The 17,439-nt window shown below is 39.9% G+C and carries 14 protein-coding genes and 2 rRNA genes; 7 read left to right on the top strand and 9 right to left on the bottom strand.

Annotated elements, in window-relative coordinates; genetic code table 11:
- The 5 genes from AACU98_RS08960 to AACU98_RS08940 form a co-directional block, all read left to right on the top strand.
- Positions 1–1,724: ribosomal RNA gene (locus AACU98_RS08960) — 23S ribosomal RNA — on the top strand; the annotation flags it as partial.
- A gap of 111 nt (positions 1,725–1,835) precedes the next feature.
- A 5S ribosomal RNA gene (gene rrf, locus AACU98_RS08955) occupies positions 1,836–1,951 on the top strand.
- Between the two features lie 338 nt (positions 1,952–2,289).
- The gene (locus AACU98_RS08950) at positions 2,290–3,027 is read left to right on the top strand and encodes a (Fe-S)-binding protein (RefSeq protein ID WP_017628596.1); all 738 of its coding nucleotides are present in this window, start codon (positions 2,290–2,292) and stop codon (positions 3,025–3,027) included.
- On the top strand, positions 3,018–4,436 hold the full coding sequence (locus AACU98_RS08945; RefSeq protein ID WP_004246616.1) for a LutB/LldF family L-lactate oxidation iron-sulfur protein: 1,419 nt from the start codon (positions 3,018–3,020) through the stop codon (positions 4,434–4,436). The genes AACU98_RS08950 and AACU98_RS08945 overlap by 10 nt, the downstream gene beginning before the upstream one ends.
- Before the next feature lie 3 nt (positions 4,437–4,439).
- Complete coding sequence (locus tag AACU98_RS08940; protein WP_004249865.1) at positions 4,440–5,132, top strand: LutC/YkgG family protein; 693 nt, start codon at positions 4,440–4,442, stop codon at positions 5,130–5,132.
- 18 nt (positions 5,133–5,150) lie between these two features.
- Here the strand turns inward: AACU98_RS08940 and AACU98_RS08935 are convergent, their stop codons facing one another.
- From AACU98_RS08935 to acs, 4 genes are all read right to left on the bottom strand, one after another.
- A complete protein-coding gene (locus AACU98_RS08935) occupies positions 5,151–6,782 on the bottom strand; it encodes a phosphoethanolamine transferase (RefSeq protein ID WP_161735844.1) in 1,632 nt (543 codons plus the stop codon).
- A gap of 322 nt (positions 6,783–7,104) precedes the next feature.
- Positions 7,105–8,760, bottom strand: a complete 1,656-nt coding sequence (locus AACU98_RS08930) for a cation acetate symporter (RefSeq protein WP_004246620.1) — start codon at positions 8,758–8,760, stop codon at positions 7,105–7,107.
- Complete coding sequence (locus AACU98_RS08925) at positions 8,757–9,068, bottom strand: DUF485 domain-containing protein (RefSeq protein ID WP_004246621.1); 312 nt, start codon at positions 9,066–9,068, stop codon at positions 8,757–8,759. The genes AACU98_RS08930 and AACU98_RS08925 overlap by 4 nt, the downstream gene beginning before the upstream one ends.
- Positions 9,069–9,232: 164 nt before the next feature.
- Positions 9,233–11,191, bottom strand: a complete 1,959-nt coding sequence (gene acs / locus AACU98_RS08920) for an acetate--CoA ligase (RefSeq protein ID WP_004249862.1) — start codon at positions 11,189–11,191, stop codon at positions 9,233–9,235.
- A gap of 367 nt (positions 11,192–11,558) precedes the next feature.
- Between acs and sodA the strand changes: the two genes are divergently transcribed.
- Positions 11,559–12,182 carry a superoxide dismutase [Mn] gene (sodA, locus tag AACU98_RS08915; RefSeq protein WP_004249861.1) on the top strand — a complete coding sequence of 208 codons (624 nt, stop codon included), beginning with the start codon at positions 11,559–11,561 and terminating at the stop codon, positions 12,180–12,182.
- Positions 12,183–12,299: 117 nt separating this feature from the next.
- On the top strand, positions 12,300–12,974 hold the full coding sequence (gene yiiM, locus AACU98_RS08910) for a 6-hydroxyaminopurine reductase (protein WP_004246625.1): 675 nt from the start codon (positions 12,300–12,302) through the stop codon (positions 12,972–12,974).
- Positions 12,975–13,014: 40 nt separating this feature from the next.
- Here yiiM and trpS read toward each other — a convergent pair whose 3' ends face one another.
- From trpS to AACU98_RS08885, 5 genes are all read right to left on the bottom strand, one after another.
- Entirely contained in the window at positions 13,015–14,043 is a 1,029-nt protein-coding gene (gene trpS / locus AACU98_RS08905; RefSeq protein WP_004246627.1) for a tryptophan--tRNA ligase, read from the bottom strand.
- A 1-nt stretch (position 14,044) separates the two neighbouring features.
- The gene (locus AACU98_RS08900) at positions 14,045–14,755 is read right to left on the bottom strand and encodes a phosphoglycolate phosphatase (RefSeq protein WP_110706858.1); all 711 of its coding nucleotides are present in this window, start codon (positions 14,753–14,755) and stop codon (positions 14,045–14,047) included.
- Positions 14,752–15,426 (bottom strand): ribulose-phosphate 3-epimerase, encoded by a 675-nt coding sequence (rpe, locus tag AACU98_RS08895; RefSeq protein ID WP_004246629.1) that lies wholly within the window; start codon positions 15,424–15,426, stop codon positions 14,752–14,754. Before rpe ends, AACU98_RS08900 begins: the two co-directional genes overlap by 4 nt.
- 44 nt (positions 15,427–15,470) lie before the next feature.
- Positions 15,471–16,286 (bottom strand): adenine-specific DNA-methyltransferase, encoded by an 816-nt coding sequence (gene dam / locus AACU98_RS08890; protein WP_004249858.1) that lies wholly within the window; start codon positions 16,284–16,286, stop codon positions 15,471–15,473.
- 81 nt (positions 16,287–16,367) lie between these two features.
- Positions 16,368–17,312, bottom strand: a complete 945-nt coding sequence (locus AACU98_RS08885) for an SPOR domain-containing protein (protein WP_004246636.1) — start codon at positions 17,310–17,312, stop codon at positions 16,368–16,370.
- Positions 17,313–17,439 lie beyond the last annotated feature (127 nt).

The following is a 17,439-nucleotide window of genomic DNA, read 5'->3' as shown; positions in this document are numbered from 1 at the left end:
GTTGGGTAGGGGAGCGTTCTGTAAGCCTGCGAAGGTGTACTGTGAGGTATGCTGGAGGTATCAGAAGTGCGAATGCTGACATAAGTAACGATAATGCGGGTGAAAAACCCGCACGCCGGAAGACCAAGGGTTCCTGTCCAACGTTAATCGGGGCAGGGTGAGTCGACCCCTAAGGCGAGGCTGAAAAGCGTAGTCGATGGGAAACGGGTTAATATTCCCGTACTGGTGGTAACTGCGATGGGGGAACGGAGAAGGCTAGGTTGTCCGGGCGACGGTCGTCCCGGTTCAAGCAGGTAGGCAGAGTGATTAGGCAAATCCGGTCACTTAATGCTGAGATGTGATGACGAACCACCAAGGTGGTGAAGCAATTGATGCCCCGCTTCCAGGAAAAGCCTCTAAGCTTCAGGTTACCAACAATCGTACCCCAAACCGACACAGGTGGTCAGGTAGAGAATACTCAGGCGCTTGAGAGAACTCGGGTGAAGGAACTAGGCAAAATGGTGCCGTAACTTCGGGAGAAGGCACGCTGGCGGTAGGTAAAGTCCCTCGCGGACGGCGCTGAAGCCAGTCGAAGATACCAGCTGGCTGCAACTGTTTATTAAAAACACAGCACTGTGCAAACACGAAAGTGGACGTATACGGTGTGACGCCTGCCCGGTGCTGGAAGGTTAATTGATGGGGTCAGCCGTAAGGCGAAGCTCCTGATCGAAGCCCCAGTAAACGGCGGCCGTAACTATAACGGTCCTAAGGTAGCGAAATTCCTTGTCGGGTAAGTTCCGACCTGCACGAATGGCGTAATGATGGCCAGGCTGTCTCCACCCGAGACTCAGTGAAATTGAACTCGCTGTGAAGATGCAGTGTACCCGCGGCAAGACGGAAAGACCCCGTGAACCTTTACTATAGCTTGACACTGAACATTGAGCCTTGATGTGTAGGATAGGTGGGAGGCTTTGAAGTGTGGACGCCAGTCTGCATGGAGCCAACCTTGAAATACCACCCTTTAACGTTTGATGTTCTAACCTAGGCCCATAAACTGGGTCGGGGACCGTGTCTGGTGGGTAGTTTGACTGGGGCGGTCTCCTCCTAAAGAGTAACGGAGGAGCACGAAGGTTGGCTAAGCATGGTCGGACATCATGCGGTTAGTGCAAAGGCATAAGCCAGCTTGACTGCGAGAGTGACGGCTCGAGCAGGTACGAAAGTAGGTCTTAGTGATCCGGTGGTTCTGAATGGAAGGGCCATCGCTCAACGGATAAAAGGTACTCCGGGGATAACAGGCTGATACCGCCCAAGAGTTCATATCGACGGCGGTGTTTGGCACCTCGATGTCGGCTCATCACATCCTGGGGCTGAAGTAGGTCCCAAGGGTATGGCTGTTCGCCATTTAAAGTGGTACGCGAGCTGGGTTTAGAACGTCGTGAGACAGTTCGGTCCCTATCTGCCGTGGGCGTTGGAAGATTGAGAGGGGTTGCTCCTAGTACGAGAGGACCGGAGTGAACGCACCACTGGTGTTCGGGTTGTCATGCCAATGGCATTGCCCGGTAGCTAAGTGCGGAAGAGATAACCGCTGAAAGCATCTAAGCGGGAAACTTGCCTCGAGATGAGTCTTCCCTGTCGCTTTAAGCGACCTAAAGGAACGTTTAAGACTAAGACGTTGATAGGCTGGGTGTGTAAGCGTAGCGATACGTTGAGCTAACCAGTACTAATGAACCGTGAGGCTTAACCTGACAACACCGAAGGTGTTTTGTCAGAGAGACGAAACAATAAAGTCAGCTTGTTCAAGATTAAATTACTGGTGACTTACCGAAAGGAAAGAAGCGAGTAATAGACAGAATTTGCTTGGCGGCCATAGCGCGGTGGTCCCACCTGATCCCATGCCGAACTCAGAAGTGAAACGCCGTAGCGCCGATGGTAGTGTGGGGTCTCCCCATGTGAGAGTAGGGAACTGCCAAGCATTAAATAAGACGAGAAAGCCAACCCAATGGGTTGGCTTTTTTGCGTTTATTCTATTTCGCTTACGTTAAATTCTTTATTTATCTTAATAAAACTAGACTTAATAAACTCCCTCAATTTGCCACAGTAATAAATTGTTTTTATTAAAAAATAATCATAAATACCCTTTATATTCCCATTTCTTTATTTCTTGAAAACTGTAAATTTATAAAAAAAACACTTATACACATATATTTAACATTATTTTTATGCAACACTATTTGTCATACAAATGAGTTTATAAATGAGTCTCGGCTTATTTACTTACTCTACATAGATAAAAGCAATGGGAGCATAAGTATGGATGTTAATTTTTATGTAACATGCATTGGTGACGCTTTAAAGTCTCAGATGGCAAGAGATAGCGTATTGCTGTTAGAAAAACTAGGCTGTCGAGTTCATTTTCTCGAAAAACAGGGCTGTTGTGGTCAACCTGCTATTAATAGTGGATATATTAAAGATGCCATTCCAGCGATGAAAAACTTGATTAAAACCTTTGAAGTTAATGACTATCCTATTATTTCTCCTGCTGGATCATGTTCTTTTGCTATTAAAAGTTATGCTAAATATCTGGTAAATGAACCTGACTGGGCTATTCGTGCAGAAAAAATAGCTAATCGCATGTTTGATCTCACCTCCTTTATCGTTAATCAATTAAATATTGTTGATGTAGGTGCAAGCCTTAAAGGAAAAGCTGTTTATCACCCGTCTTGCAGCTTATTTCGTAAAATGGGAGTGAAAGAAGAGCCACTCACATTATTACGCCATGTAAAAGGGCTAGAATTATTACCTTTTGACAATATGGAAACCTGTTGTGGTTTTGGGGGGACGTTTTCGGTAAAAATGGCTGAAATTTCAGGTGAAATGGTCAAAGAAAAAGTTCACCACATTATGGATGTTCATCCTGACTATTTAATTGGTGCGGATGTCAGTTGCTTATTAAATATAGGTGGTCGTTTAGAGAGAGAAGGTCGTCCAGTTAAAGTGATGCATATTGCGCAAGTATTGATGAGCAATGAGGAGGAATTATGTCATTAAAAACAAGCTCTCTTCCTTTTAAAACGCTAATTGATCGTCAAGTTCACGATCAAATTATGCAAAAAGCCGTTGCTAATGCGCAAGAAACTATTGGCCGTAATCGTCAAAAAATGGTTGATGAATTAGGACACTGGGAGGATTGGCGGGATAGAGCGGCACAAATTCGTGATCATGTACTTGCTAATTTAGATGCCTATTTATATCAATTATCTGAAAAAATAGAACAACATGGTGGGCATGTTTTCTTTGCTCAAACGAAAGAAGAAGCCTCTCAATATATTCTCAATATTGCAAAAGAGAAAAAAGCCAAAAAAATAGTCAAAGCCAAATCAATGGTGACGGAAGAAATTGGCTTAAACCCTGTATTAGAAAATGCAGGTATTAATGTTATTGAAACCGATTTAGCCGAGTTTATTCTTCAACAAGCAAAAGATGCCCCATCTCATGTAGTGGTCCCTGCTATTCATAAAAATAGAGCTCAGATACGTCAAATATTTCATGACAAACTGGGTTATAACGGCTCAGATACACCAGAAGAAATGACGCGTTTTGTTCGCCAGAACATTAGAGACGATTTTTTTACTGCCGATATCGGTATTACGGGGTGTAATTTTGCGGTAGCAGAAACAGGTTCTGTTTGTTTAGTCACTAATGAAGGTAATGCACGATTAAGTACAACATTACCCAAAACGCATATTGCGGTGATGGGGATGGAACGTATTGCACCTACTTTTAAAGAGGTAGATATCTTAATTACCATGTTGGCCCGTAGTGCAGTAGGGTTACGTTTAACGGGCTATAATACATGGCTTACTGGCCCTAAAGAGAATGACAACGTTGATGGCCCAGAAGATTTCCATCTTGTTATTGTGGACAATGGCCGCTCGAAGATCATTGGTTCTGAATTTAAAGATATTTTACGTTGTATCCGTTGTGGTGCTTGTATGAATACTTGCCCTGCTTATCGCCATATTGGCGGTCAAGGATATGATTCTATCTATCCAGGCCCTGTTGGTGCCGTCTTAACGCCACTACTTGGTGGATATAAAGACTTTAAAAACCTGCCTTATGTCTGCTCATTATGTACTGCTTGTGATAGCGTTTGCCCAGTAAAAATACCTTTATCAAATCTTATAAAGAAACATCGTGAAGTCATGGTAGAGCAAGGTATAACACCGACAACTGAACGTAATATTACTCGGGTATTTAATTATGTGAACCGCCATCCTATGTTATGGAAAGTTGGGATGAATATGGGGGCTCATGCTACAAAATGGTTTATTAAAGAAGGTAAAGCGCCATTAAATATCGGTGCAATAAAAGCATGGACAGAAGCGAGAAATTTACCTGAAGGTGATGGTGAAAGTTTTCGTAGTTGGTTTAAAAAACACCAAAAAGAGGAGAAATAAGAGATGGATAACAATAAAGAACGCTTTTTATCAAATCTTGCTTCTCAATTAGGTAGGCCGTTAAAAACGCAACCTGAAGCTTTACCTGAACCAGTAAATTTATATCCAGAACAACGATTAACGGAGCTTTCTGATGATGAACTTTATCAATATTTTCTCAATACAGCTCAGTTAGCAGGAAGTACTTATGAAACGACAACATTGTCATCTTTACCTAAGCATTTAGAGACTCTTTGTGAACAGTATGGTTTACCAGTGATATTAACGGGTGATCCACGATTACAGGAAAGTGGGGTGATTGATTATTTATCAGAACACTGTCATGCCAATATTTGGGATCATACTGAGGGTAAAAAAAATATTGAACGGGTAAAAGAGGCAAAAGTCGGAATTGTATTTGCTGAATATGGACTTGCAGAATCTGGCGGTGTTGTTTTATTTTCTGGGGCTGACAAAGGAAGAAGTGTTGGATTGATCCCTGAAACCACGATTTTTGTACTAAAACGCAGTACGATTTTACCTCGAGTTGCTCAGTTAGCAGAAAGATTACATCAAATGGCATTAAAAAATATAAGAATGCCTTCTTGTATTAATATTATTAGTGGTCCTAGTTGCACATCAGATATTGAATTAATTAAGGTTGTTGGTGTTCATGGCTCTTTAAATGCGATTTATGTGATTATTGAAGATTGTTAAATTAAGTCACGCGCCTCTTTATTGAGGCGCTTGCTCTTCTGATTCTAATAGTGCGTAGTTTAATAACTTCTTATTACCATCGATGACCATCATTGACGTTTTTGTTTGATAGCATTCGCTTAAAGGTGAGTAACATTTTTTCGCTGAGTTATGTTCAATACCTAGCCATTGGCTTAATAGCCAATAATTATCTGCGGTGGAAAAAGGTTTATTTAAATTTTCTTTATTGATATTTGGTCGCGTTGCAGATGCGCTATACCAAATAAAGAGCGGTATATTATAAGCTTCTTGGCGAGGACTGTTCACGCCATGGTGATAACGTACTTCTCTATTTTTATCTAATCGTTGTAATGCGTGATCTGAAAAATAGAGTATAGATGCGGGTTTATCTTGTATTTTTTCAATAATTTGGCTGATAAGCTTGTCAGTATAAGCGATAGAGCTATCGTAGCAGTTATCATCTTCTTGTTGGGAAAAGGTTTTAAGGTAAGTGCTAGGAAAACGATTACATGCTGGCTCATGACTACCATAAGTATGTAGGACAATGAGCTTTTTATTTGATGAGTTATCATTAAGCGCATTATCTAAAAATGGCAATAATTCTTCATCATAGCCAATAAATTCATTCCATTTTTTATGTTGGGCCATATTGGCAATAACAGAAATCACACTCGTTTTTGGATTTCCTTTACCTTGGTTACTTAACCAATATGTTTTGAAGCTAGCATGATTGGCAAGAGAAATGATATTATCAGCGTAGTGTTTCTTATCATATAACTCTGTTAGGTTGATATTAGAAAGGGATATGGGTACTGATAATATGGTCACAGGCGCAGGAGAATAAGCTTGCTTAAATAATAAAATATTATTTTTTTCTTTCTCTAAATTAGGGGTAGTATCGTACGGATACCCATAAATTCCTAAATGATCACGTCGTACTGATTCACCAATCAAAAGAATATAAATTTCTGTTTTTTGATCCACTTTATCATAGTTAAAATTAACTTTTTCTGATGTGATCTTTTTGATTTGTCTATTTTCGTGGAAAGTCCGCACTAAAGCTGCTGCATTGTAAAAAGGGGTGTTAAGTAGATAATACTCAGCAAGTAATTGGGTTTTACTCTCTGATCTTATTGCTAAGTTTTTGTATAGAGAAATAAGAATTATTAATATAAAAATAGCAATTAAACATCTTTTATTAGTTTTGTTATTTAAATAACGGGCGCTAATATGTATTAAATAGAAAAAACTGGTAAATATAACAATATAAAAGAGTACATAATATTTATTATAAGAGAGCATACCAACAGTTTCACTTCCATTAGTATTAATGAAAGTTTCTGCTATTGATGATGAAAAGGGAATATCATGTTCACGATAAAAAAACAGTGAGATGGAGAGGTTTAAAGACCATAAAGCTGCAACAATAAAAGTAATCACTTTTCCTATAGTAAACCGATAGATACCTGCGCAGAGCAACATCAGGAGCCAACCGATAATCACCATAGAGAACTTTTGTTCAATATGCAGGGTTGAACCCGCTAATAGTGCAGGTACTATAGATAAAATAAATAAAAGAGAAAAGTTTATTACTTGAGACATGCTTTTATCATTATCACCTTTTTCCATATAGAATAAAAAGTTAACCATTTAGCATTTCATAATACAAGTCTTGTTTAGCTAAAACGAGTCTGAAATTGATATTTCAGTACTTATCTTATCTTTTATTGACTTATTATACTGTTACTTATAGTTATATTTACACTTTTAATTATTGTTATAATAATTTTAATTAATTGATCTTGCTTGAAATTTTTCAATAGACTTAAAATTAAACCACATTAGTTAATAGTAATTTAAAATATCGTATAGATATGTATTTTTAAACCGATATTAATTTAATTAAGTAAAGAGTAAAAAAAAGTGCCAACATTGTTGGCACTTTAAGAATAAAAAACTATTTTACAGATGTTTAATGAGGTTTACCTTGCTCTGCACCAATACCTATTTGTGAGCGAATAAACTGAGCTTCAAATTTCATACGCTCTTGAGTTGCCAGAGAAGAATTATCGGTAATGGAGAATAACCATGAAACGATAAAGGCAATGATCATAGAGAAAAGAGCAGGGTACTCGTAAGGATAAATAGGTGTATCATGACCAAGAATACTCACCCAGATCGTGGGACCTAAGATCATTAAGGTAACGGCAACAATTAAGCCAGACCAGCCACCAATGACAGCCCCACGTGTTGTTAATCCCTTCCAATACATAGAGAGTAAGATAATAGGGAAATTACAACTTGCAGCGATAGAGAAAGCTAAACCGACCATAAAGGCAATATTCTGTTTCTCAAATAAAATACCTAAACCAATGGCGACAATGCCGAGAATAACAACCGTTATTTTCGAAACTTTTAGCTCTTGTCGCTCATCTGCTTGGCCATTTTTAATTACATTGGCGTATAAATCATGAGAAACGGCAGATGCACCTGCTAAAGTTAATCCTGCAACAACGGCTAAAATAGTGGCAAAAGCGACTGCAGAAATAAAACCAAGGAAGAAATTACCACCAACAGCATCCGCTAAATGAACAGCGGCCATATTGGTGCCACCAATTAAAGCACCAGCGGCATCTTTGAACAGAGGATTAGGGCTAACGAGTAAGATAGCCCCGAAACCAATAATAAAAGTAAGAATATAGAAATAACCGATAAAACCTGTCGCATAGAAAACACTTTTACGAGCCTCTTTTGCATCGCTAACGGTAAAAAAGCGCATGATAATGTGGGGAAGTCCTGCGGTACCAAACATTAAGGCAAGACCTAAGGATAATGCAGAGATAGGATCAGAAACTAACCCTCCTGGACTCATGATAGAAAAGCCTTTTTGATGGACGTTAACAGCTTCTTTAAACAAGGTATTGAAGTTAAAGTCCGCCGCTTTCATTACCATGACCGCCATAAAAGTTGCACCGGCGAGTAATAAAATGGCTTTGATTATTTGTACCCAAGTGGTGGCTAACATGCCGCCAAAAAGGACATAAAGAACCATTAAAATACCGACTAAGATCACCGCAATATGGTAGTTTAAGCCAAAAAGCAGCTCGATTAATTTACCCGCCCCTACCATTTGAGCAATAAGATAGAGGGCAACAACAACTAATGAACCTATTGCAGAAAGTGTTCTAATGGGCTTTGGACTTAAACGGTAAGAGACAACATCAGCAAAAGTATAGCGTCCTAAATTACGCAAACGTTCAGCGATAATAAATAGAATGATTGGCCAGCCGATTAAAAAGCCAATAGAGTAGATAAGTCCATCATAGCCAGAAGTGTATACTAACGCTGAAATTCCTAAAAAGGAGGCGGCAGACATAAAATCACCAGCGATAGCCATACCATTTTGAAATCCGGTAATTTTGCCACCCGCAGTGTAATAATCAGACCGTGATCGTGTTCGTTTAGAGGCCCAGTAAGTAATATACAGTGTTAAGCCAACAAAGATCAGAAACATGATAATGGCTTGGAAGTTAATTGGCTGTTTTTCACCCCCTTCTGTTATCGCTGCGGCTAATACATTGGGGGATAATAACGTTAATAGTGATATGGCGTAGTGTTTATTTTTCATTTTTCTACCTCACCAAGAATTTCTGCCGTTAATTTGTCAAACTCTGTATTTGCTCTAATAACGTAAATCCCTGTTAGTAGAAAAGAGGCGATAATTAAGCCAATACCGATAGGAATACCTCGTGTAATGTAACTGCCTTCATAGAGCGGTGTACCTAACCATTGTGGATAAAAAGCAATCAGCAATATAAATGAGACATACATAACAAGTGTAATAATCGAAAGTCCCCATGAGAAACGACTACGTTTTTTAACCAGTTCTTTAAAGCGAGGGTTATTTTCTATCTCTTGATAAATATTGGGATTCATCAGAGTTCTCCTCAAAATAATTATTTGGTTTATTACATGATTTAGAGGTGTTTATCCCCGCATGTCATGAATTTGTGATAAGAGAGCCCTGCAAAGGCATAAAATGCCTTTGCATAGTAGTATTCCGGTTTTATTGACTGCTGTATTATTTGAGCACTAGCTCTTTAAATGGTCAGTGATAGAGACTGTTTTTCTTCTAACAGTTTTTCTACAACGCCTGGATCGGCGAGTGTTGAGGTATCTCCAAGGTTAGTTGTGTCGCCAGAGGCAATTTTACGCAAGATACGACGCATAATTTTCCCAGAGCGTGTTTTAGGTAAGGCATCTGTCCAATGAAGGATATCAGGTGTTGCTATTGGGCCTATCTCTTTACGTACCCAATTGCGCACTTCTGTATAAAGCTCTGCCGTAGGCTCTTCACCATGATTTAGCGTGACATAAGCATAAATAGCTTGTCCTTTTATATTATGGGGAATACCAACAACAGCCGCTTCTGCAATTTTAGGATGGGCGACAAGTGCGGATTCAATTTCGGCAGTACCTAAACGGTGACCAGAGATATTTAAAACATCATCAACACGGCCTGTTATCCAATAATCACCGTCCTCATCACGACGGGCACCGTCACCTGAAAAGTACATGCCTTTAAAGGTCGAAAAGTAAGTCTGTTCAAAACGGTCATGATCGCCAAATAATGTTCTTGCTTGGCCCGGCCATGAATCTACGATCACCAAATTACCTTCACAAGCACCGTCTTGTATTTCCCCCATATTGTCAACAATTGCAGGTTGTACACCAAAGAATGGACGAGTCGCTGAGCCTGGTTTTAGATCCATTGCTCCCGGCAATGGGGTTATCATGAAACCTCCTGTTTCTGTTTGCCACCATGTATCAACAATAGGGCATTGGCTACGTCCCATTTTTTGATAAAACCATTCCCAAGCTTCTGGGTTAATAGGCTCTCCTACTGAGCCTAAAATACGTAAAGAGGTTCGTTGCGTACCTTCAATGGCTTTGTCTCCTTCCGCCATTAATGCGCGGATCGCAGTAGGTGCGGTATAGAGAATATTAACTTGGTGTTTATCAACAATCTGAGCCATACGATTGACGGAGGGGTAATTGGGGACGCCCTCAAACATCACTGTTGTGGCACCATTTGATAGCGGGCCATATAACAAGTAGCTATGGCCAGTTACCCAACCGACATCCGCTGTACACCAATAAATCTCACCATCATGATAGTCAAAGGTGTATTTAAAGGTCATTGAGGCATAAACAAGATAACCGCCAGTGGTGTGCAACACGCCTTTGGGTTTCCCCGTAGATCCTGATGTGTAGAGAATAAAGAGTGGATCTTCTGCGTTCATGACTTCCACATCACATTCTGTACTGACGCCTTGAACAATTTCATCCCACCATAAATCGCGTCCTTCAATCCATTGTTCTGTTTGCCCTGTTCGACGTAAGACCACAACATGTTCAATAGGCGGGATATCCACATGAGTGAGGGCATCATCAACATTTTTCTTTAAGGGTATTGCTCTACCAGCACGTAAGCCTTCATCTGCGGTGATCACTAATTTTGCTTTAGAGTCAATAATGCGCCCTGCCACTGCTTCTGGTGAGAAACCACCAAAAATAACAGAATGAATAGCCCCAATACGAGTACAAGCCAACATCGCAACAGCCGCTTCAGGAACCATTGGCATATAAATAGCCACCACATCGCCTTTTTTGATACCCAGTTTTTTTAATACATTGGCGAATTGACAAACATCTTGATGAAGTTGGCGATAGGTAATGCTTTTCGATTCATTAGGGGAATCACCTTCCCAAATAATAGCAACTTGATCCGCGCGTTTTTCTAAATGGCGATCAAGACAGTTTTGGCTAATGTTAAGTTGCCCATCTTCAAACCAGCGAATACGGACATGGCCTGGATCAAAGGAGGTATTTTTCACGATAGTATAGGGGGTTATCCAATCAACAATTTTCCCTTTATCTGCCCAAAAGGCCTCAGGGTTTTCGATGGATAATGCATAATCTTTTTGGTATTGCTCTTTATTAATCAGGGCGTGCTCTGCAATGTTTGCAGGAATGTGATGTTGGTTTATTTTTGTCATAATTGTTCTCCTTACTGTTGTTAATACTATGTCAAAAAGTCGTTAACAAAAGAGGGTAAAGAGACATTGTTTCTTTTTTGCGCATAAGATCACGAAATAATGGAAATGCTTTTCATGGCGTGATCAATTAGTGCTAAAGGTTGTTATGTATAATTTATCTACCTTTTGAGTATTTTATGAAATATTAAACCAATGATAAGCTTTTTATTTAAAATAAAATACTGTGAAAATTGATGTCACTGGGTTGGATAAAAAAACCACAAAAATAATATGGATATGATAATGATTTTCATTAACATTTTTTTCACTATAATAAAGGGATAAATCACATGGCGTGATCGAATATAAAACAGCACTGGAGATTAATATGAGCTATACATTACCTGCACTCCCTTATGCTTATGATGCGCTAGAACCTCATTTTGATGAGCGCACAATGGAAATTCACCATACTAAGCATCATCAAACTTATGTGAACAATACTAATACTGCGTTAGAAAAACTGCCTGAATTAGCGGGTTTAGAAATTGATGAACTCGTTAAGAATTTACATAAAGTACCTGCTGATCAACGTACCTTTGTACGTAACAATGCGGGTGGTCATTCTAACCATACCTTCTTCTGGAAAGGATTAAAGCTAGGCACTCAATTACATGGTTCATTAAAAGATGCCATTGAACGTGATTTTGGTAGTGTTGATGCATTTAAAGAGTTGTTTGAAAAAGCCGCTGCTAGCCGTTTTGGTTCAGGTTGGGCATGGTTAGTATTAAAAGATGATGGAAAATTAGCTGTTGTTTCTACCGCAAACCAAGATAGCCCATTAATGGGTGAAGAGTTAGCAGGTGCATCTGGCTATCCAATTATTGGCTTAGATGTATGGGAACATGCGTATTACTTGAAATATCAAAACCGTCGTCCTGATTATATCAAAGCATTCTGGTCTGTAGTTAACTGGGATGAGGCGCAAAAACGCTATCAGAGCAAAGCATAATATCGCTATCATTCTCTTTTCTCTCTATTTATCAATGCCGACAATTATTGTCGGCATTGTTTATTTAGCCTGCTCTCTTTATTATAAAAGGACTTTTTTTCATTGAGGTAATGAGTTATGCGCTATTTCCCCAGTGTTTTTATTGGCAATATCACGACGACTGCAAATGGATTTACCAGTGCGATCACCAAAAGGCTGGTGGATGGGCATATTAAACTAACATCACTGGGCTTAGCAGGTGATGAGCAAGCAGAAAAAGGGTTTCATGGTGGGCCTGATCGCGCTTTGTGCCATTATCCTCAAGAACATTATCATTACTGGTCTGAGCAATTTCCTCAACTGGCTGACTTATTTAATGCTCCTGCGTTTGGTGAAAATATTTCGACTACCGGTCTGACAGAAGAGAATGTTTTTATTGGTGATATATATCAATGGGGTGACGCTTTAATTCAAGTGACCCAGCCTCGTTCACCTTGTTATAAGTTAAACACGGTGACTGATATCAGCGATTTTTCACAACTGATGCAAGATAGCGGTTTTTGTGGTTGGTTATATCGCGTGATAAGTCCCGGCGAAGTAGGCTGTCATCATCCTTTGGTTCTACGCTCAAGAAATAGCGATATCTCTGTCAAAGAAGCAATTGCTATTGCTTTTCATATGCCATTTGATGAGGAGTCGTATCGTCGCTTATTAGCAGCGGCAGGACTATCTGCTAGTTGGTGTAAAACCATGCAGTTAAGATTGCAAAAACAAACTATTGAAAGTTTTGATAGAAGGCTATTTAAGAAATAGTCAGAAAATAGGCCAGCAGTTATCTGGCCTATAATAACGATTATGGGTGAGCAATAAACCCAATAGCTTCATAAACCTTATCTAAGGTTGTTTGAGCGCGCGCTTTCGCCTTATCGGCACCTTCTTTCATGATTTTATTTAATAGTGCTTCATCATTACGGAAGGTGTTAAAGCGTTCTTGAATATTTGTCAGCATATCTGATACAGCCTCAGCAACCGCGCCTTTTAGATGACCGTACATTTTGCCTTCAAATTCAGCTTCGAGTTCAGGGATAGTTTTACCTGTTACACCCGCTAAAATATCTAATAAGTTAGAAACACCAGCTTTGTTTTCTAGATCATACGCAACGCGAGGTGGCTCTTCTGAGTCTGTAACAGCACGTTTTATTTTTTTCGCCGCCGCTTTGGGATCTTCAAGTAAAGCGATAACATTATTGCGGTTATCATCAGATTTAGACATTTTCTTAGCGGGATCTTGTAATGCCATCACGCGTGCGCCACCTTTTGGAATAAAAGGATCGGGTACGGTGAAAATGTCCCCATAGATGGCATTAAAGCGTTGGGCAATATCACGGCTTAATTCAAGATGTTGTTTTTGGTCAATGCCAACCGGTACTTGGTTGGTTTGATAAAGGAGGATATCGGCTGCCATTAAGACGGGATAATCAAATAATCCTGCATTGATATTTTCAGCATGACGAGCTGATTTATCTTTAAATTGGGTCATACGGCTTAATTCACCAAAGTAGGTGTAGCAGTTTAGCGCCCAGCCTAATTGTGCATGTTGTGGAACATGAGATTGTACAAAAATTGTGCTTTTTTCAGGATCAATGCCACAAGCGAGATAAAGAGCCAGTGTATCTAAGGTTCTTTTTCGCAGTTCGGTAGGATCTTGGCGTACAGTGATGGCATGTTGGTCAACGATACAGTAAATGCAATCGTAGTCATCTTGCATTTGTACCCACTGACGTAGTGCTCCCATATAGTTCCCGATAGTTAACTCACCAGAAGGTTGTGCACCACTGAATACAATAGGCTTTTGAGCCTTTTTTTCTACTGAAGTCGTCATGTTAGTTCTGTTCCACTGTTGTCATTGACGTAATATCAAGGATAGAGAGCAAATCAGCAAAATCGTCGAGTATAAAATCGGGTTTGCTATCTGCAATGGGTTCACCGTAGTTATAACCATAAGTTAACCCCACACAAGGGCACTGTGCTGCTTGTGCGGCGATAATATCGTTACGGGAATCTCCGACAAAAAGAAGCTCTTCTTTTTTAACACCAAACGTGCCCATTGTTAAATATAATGGCGCTGGATGGGGTTTTTTTTGTTTTACATCATCACCACCAAGCACCAATGAGAAGTCGTTGTCTATACCTAATTGCTTTAACAGTGGTTGGATAAAAGGAGTGGGTTTATTCGTCACTATGCCTAAGGAGAGAGAATACGAAGCAAGTTTTTCTAGTGTCTCTTTAACGTGTGGAAATAGATTGCTTCCTGTTTTGACAGAGTTTGCATAGCACTCATCAAAGAGATCACGTACCTCTTTTAATAAAGTATCGGTGACATCTTTAACTCCACAATGTTGTAGGGCGCGCTTTAATAGCATATCAACACCATTACCAACCCAAATGGTGACATGGTGTTTATCCACTGTTGGGAAGCCTTTTGCTTTTAGTGCATAGTTTGTGGCTTCTGTTAGCCCAACAGCGCTGTCAGTTAGTGTACCATCAAGATCAAAAGCGATAGCACGAATACCTTTGAGTTTTTTTTCTGTCATTTCGATACCTTATCTAATTCTCGGCGCATATTGTCGATAACCTGTTTATAATCTGGCTGATTGAAAATAGCAGAGCCAGCAACAAACATATCCGCACCTGCTTGAGCAATTTCGGCAATATTATCAACTTTGACACCGCCATCAATTTCTAAACGAATGTCATAGCCACCATCATCAATCATCTTGCGAACTTGACGTAATTTATCGAGTGTCTTTGGTATAAATGATTGACCACCGAAGCCAGGGTTTACTGACATCAGAAGAATAAGATCTAATTTATCCATTACATAATCGAGATAGTTGAGAGGCGTGGCAGGATTAAGGACTAAACCTGCTTTACAGCCACAATCTTTGATTAATTGAATAGTGCGATCAACATGCTCACTGGCTTCGGCATGAAATGAAATATAGGTTGCTCCTGCTTGTGCAAAATCAGGAATAATACGATCAACCGGTTTTACCATTAAGTGGACATCAATAGGTGCTGTGATCCCGTAGTTGCGTAGCGCTTTACAAATTGGTGCACCGAACGTTAAGTTAGGGACATAGTGATTATCCATTACATCAAAATGAACCACATCAGCACCTGCAGCGAGCACTTTCTCCGTATCTTCACCAAGGCGGGCGAAATCTGCAGATAAAATAGAAGGGGCAATCAGAAAATCTTTCATCGCGTTCTCCTGACAACACTCCCATTGTCGGGAAGTGTTAACGATTATTTATATAAGGCTAGTAATTCGTTCACTTTGCTACGACCTAGTGTGTTGCTACTAATTGTTCTTCTGACTTTCACACTATGTAGCTCTTTCGCGTCTACATACCACTCTTTTGTTAACGCAGTTTCATGATTTGATATTAACACGGGTATCTGTCTCTCGTAAGCCAACATTGAGGCAAGTTGAGCTAGATGCTGTTGTTCTTGGAAACTAAAGCTATTTGTATGGTATGAGGTAAAATTTGCCGTCGGTGATAACGGTGCATAAGGTGGATCACAGTATACAACAGAACCTTTGGTGGCATTTGTCATGGTTGATGAATAGCTTTGGCAGACAAATAAGGCTTTTTGTGCTTTTTCTGAAAACCAAATCAATTCGTCTTCTGGAAAATAAGGTTTTTTGTAGCGACCAAAAGGAACATTATATTCACCTTTGGAGTTGTAACGGCATAATCCATTGTAGCAATGACGGTTTAAGTAGAGAAAAAGCACACTGCGTTGGTATGGATCTGTTGATTGATTAAAGTCTTGTCGTAGTTGATAAAACTCTTCTGCATTATTCATCTGAGGGGTGAATAATAGTTGAGCATCCTTCATAAATTTTTCAGGATACAGTTTTACCGTATTATAGAGATGGATGAGATCGCTATTTATATCGGCAAGAATATATGAATCATATTCTGTATTTAAAAATACAGAGCCAGCACCCATAAAAGGTTCAATTAAACAGTTACCTTGAGGTAGATGACGCTTAATGTCATCTACCAAAGGGTATTTACCACCAGCCCATTTTAGGAATGCGCGTTTTTTTTTCATGCCGTCCAAATTTCTCAATCGTTTCAGAGTCGCCGATTGTACTCTGTTTCAGACAGCATATCAGCGGTGAACATCGTTAACTTATTTTTTTAGATCCTGATGAACATGTTTCATAGGTCTAACCCAAGGTTTTTTAGCTTGCACAGCCGCCGGTAATGAAGCCACGGCCTGTTTTGCTTCGCTTATATTACGATAGTTACCATAGATGAGTACATACCAAGGATTACCATTACGCTGGGTTTTATAAATAGCGTAGTTTCCATTAAGATTTTTTTTAGCGAAAGCTTCTAACGTATCTTGGCGACTCGCACCACTTAGCTGCAAAGTATAATTTGTTGCAGGAATGGCTGCTAGGTTATTTGCTGATAAGGCTCCTGATGCAACGGGTTTTGTGGTTGGTTTTGCCACAGGCTTAGTCTGTGTGGTTGCAGGAGGTGTTACCGGCTTGGTTGGTGTAGGTTTGACCTCTGGTTTTTGTGTTGGTGCCGGTTGTGGTTTGGTCACCGGAGTTTGTGGCGTTGTCGGTTGGTTTTGTGTATTTTGCTGTTGTTGATTAACAGCTTGGTTAACACCTGCTTGTTGTTGATTGAGTGAATCAACAATATCTCCTGGGATCTCAACACGTTGACCTTGAGAGTCAATCATTGGGGGGAGATTTTGAGATGGCTGCGTTGTAGGCTGCTGTATTTGTTGGCCCGTCAGCTCCTGAGGTGTGGATGTTTGATTGTCTGTTGATGTTACCGAAGGCTGAGACAGTTCAATATTCTTTTCTGTTCCTGTTGTTGAGGCCGTTGTTTCTTTATCACTGTCTGGTGATTTCAGCGCAGAGCTTATCGCAATAATTAAAAGAATGAGAACCAGTACCCCAACACCTATCATCATCTGTTGACGGGATACAGAGAAACGAGCATTTTTTAATGGGTTATTACGAGGTCGATTAGTGCGACGTTCGGGTCTATCCGAAGTATCAGGTTTGAGTGAGTTATCGCCACTCTTAATTTCATTTTCAGGTTTGAACTCGTCCATTATGCCCTCCGTCAGAGCGTCAAAAAGCGAAAGTTAGCCATTACCTCTAGTATAAGGATGAAACGCTTTTTCTGAAACGTCACATTTGAGATTATTAACCAGAATTTTCCTTAAATAGACTTTCCAG

It is taken from the genome of Proteus sp. G4380 (genome assembly GCF_963885725.1).
Classification (GTDB): Bacteria; Pseudomonadota; Gammaproteobacteria; order Enterobacterales; family Enterobacteriaceae; genus Proteus; species Proteus mirabilis.
The sequence above is the reverse complement of the archived record's forward strand: the minus strand, read 5'-3'. Positions and strand labels throughout refer to the sequence as shown.

Excerpts from the sequence above, each read along its gene's own strand:
- AACU98_RS08950 (WP_017628596.1), top strand. The coding sequence starts at position 2,290 with ATGGATGTTAATTTTTATGTAACATGCATTGGTGACGCTTTAAAGTCT.
- AACU98_RS08945 (WP_004246616.1), top strand. The coding sequence starts at position 3,018 with ATGTCATTAAAAACAAGCTCTCTTCCTTTTAAAACGCTAATTGATCGT.
- AACU98_RS08940 (WP_004249865.1), top strand. The coding sequence starts at position 4,440 with ATGGATAACAATAAAGAACGCTTTTTATCAAATCTTGCTTCTCAATTA.
- AACU98_RS08935 (WP_161735844.1), bottom strand. The coding sequence starts at position 6,782 with ATGGTTAACTTTTTATTCTATATGGAAAAAGGTGATAATGATAAAAGC.
- AACU98_RS08930 (WP_004246620.1), bottom strand. The coding sequence starts at position 8,760 with ATGAAAAATAAACACTACGCCATATCACTATTAACGTTATTATCCCCC.
- AACU98_RS08925 (WP_004246621.1), bottom strand. The coding sequence starts at position 9,068 with ATGAATCCCAATATTTATCAAGAGATAGAAAATAACCCTCGCTTTAAA.
- acs (WP_004249862.1), bottom strand. The coding sequence starts at position 11,191 with ATGACAAAAATAAACCAACATCACATTCCTGCAAACATTGCAGAGCAC.
- sodA (WP_004249861.1), top strand. The coding sequence starts at position 11,559 with ATGAGCTATACATTACCTGCACTCCCTTATGCTTATGATGCGCTAGAA.
- yiiM (WP_004246625.1), top strand. The coding sequence starts at position 12,300 with ATGCGCTATTTCCCCAGTGTTTTTATTGGCAATATCACGACGACTGCA.
- trpS (WP_004246627.1), bottom strand. The coding sequence starts at position 14,043 with ATGACGACTTCAGTAGAAAAAAAGGCTCAAAAGCCTATTGTATTCAGT.
- AACU98_RS08900 (WP_110706858.1), bottom strand. The coding sequence starts at position 14,755 with ATGACAGAAAAAAAACTCAAAGGTATTCGTGCTATCGCTTTTGATCTT.
- rpe (WP_004246629.1), bottom strand. The coding sequence starts at position 15,426 with ATGAAAGATTTTCTGATTGCCCCTTCTATTTTATCTGCAGATTTCGCC.
- dam (WP_004249858.1), bottom strand. The coding sequence starts at position 16,286 with ATGAAAAAAAAACGCGCATTCCTAAAATGGGCTGGTGGTAAATACCCT.
- AACU98_RS08885 (WP_004246636.1), bottom strand. The coding sequence starts at position 17,312 with ATGGACGAGTTCAAACCTGAAAATGAAATTAAGAGTGGCGATAACTCA.